2 protein-coding genes are annotated in these 1,332 nt (G+C 56.8%); both read right to left on the bottom strand.

What is annotated here, in order from left to right; all coding sequences use genetic code 11:
• Positions 1-797 (bottom strand): phage major capsid protein (locus tag G556_RS0107495; RefSeq protein ID WP_028822329.1); only part of this gene is annotated, 797 nt, incomplete at its 3' end.
• Between the two features lie 25 nt (positions 798-822).
• Positions 823-1,332: ATP-dependent Clp protease proteolytic subunit (locus G556_RS0107490; protein ID WP_028822328.1), on the bottom strand; the 510-nt coding region annotated here is incomplete at its 5' end.

Here is a 1,332-nt window from a genome sequence, read left to right as displayed (position 1 = left end):
TTGGCGGTTGTCACACCAGCCTCGGCTCCACCGGTGGTGTTGAAGATGCCGGTGGGTTTACCCTGCCCGTCGCCTACAAGGAATGCTTCTTCTTCGGCCGCACCGATACGGCGAGCAAACTCACTAGCCAAGTACTGCTCCACATTAAAAGCAGCATCATTGAGCAACTCCTCAGAAATCTTGAGGAAAGTACCCAACTTGAACGCGCTTAAGGAAATCTGGGTGAAGGCCTCATCCGATTCGGAATACGGCTTGCCCTCGTCCAGCCAGGTCGCGGTGCCATGCGTGGAAACGACCGGAATCTTGCGGTCCCCAGACGTTGTTTGAATGACTTTGGCGAGGGTGCGCATCACGTTTTGGTCGGCTAAAGACTGCACTAGGGTGCGCTCGAACTCGTCAGGCACCAGATACCCGCCCTCAGAATCCACACCCTCACTCAGCGCGTTTCGCACTTCCACCGGTGAGGAATTTAGGCGCATCGCATCCCAGAAAGCCCGCTTGTAGGAGGCGGTGGCGCGAGCAGGTTTCGCCTTGCTGTCCTCGTCAGGGCTAGCGCCGGGTGTAGTAGTGATGGGTGCCCGAGTCGCCTTAGCCAGGGAGTTTTCGAGGCGTTCGGCTCGCTCACTGCGAGCAATCTCGTTTGAAAGCGCCTCGATCTCGGCCTCCATCTTCGCGTAAACCGCGTCATCCTCAGTGCTCAGGCAGCCGGTCTCAGAGTTGCGGCGCTCATCCAGAAACGCCTTCGCGCGGTTCCAGGTCTCGGCGCGGCGGGCATAAAGATCAGTAACAGTAGTCATGGTAAAAAGTTCCTCTCTAAAGGGTTTAGTGGGGTTGAACAGTTAGTTGGGCGTATAAATCAACAACCCGCCGACCACAAGGGACAGCGGGATGCAAAAAACAACGGATATCAGGAGATGGCGGTGAGCCAGTCGGAGCACCATCTTCTCGGTGACGGGCTAACTGCGCGACCAGTCGCTGCTCCGCTACCTTCCTGGAAAACACCACACCACCTGTGTTTTTGGGTGGCAACGGCTTCTTACCGGCAGGGCCTTGCTCGTCATCCCCGCCGGAAGCGTCCTCATCCGACTCATCAGGTTCCTCTTCGTCTTCGTCCGGGACGGGTGCTCGTTTACTTGTAAGAATCTCGTCGGCGAACCCAAGGTCGATGGCTGCGGTTGCGTCCATCCACGTTTCAGCATCCATCAACTTCGACAACTTCGCCCGGCTGAGTCCGGTTTTGAGCTGGTAAGCATTGATAATCGAGTCCTTGACACTCTCAAGCATGTTGAGGGCACGCGAGAGTTCAGTTTTATCGCCCATCGCCAACGTTGC

The organism is Propionimicrobium lymphophilum DSM 4903 (assembly GCF_000423485.1).
Taxonomy (GTDB): Bacteria; Actinomycetota; Actinomycetes; order Propionibacteriales; family Propionibacteriaceae; genus Propionimicrobium; species Propionimicrobium lymphophilum.
The sequence above is the reverse complement of the archived record's forward strand: the minus strand, read 5'-3'. Positions and strand labels throughout refer to the sequence as shown.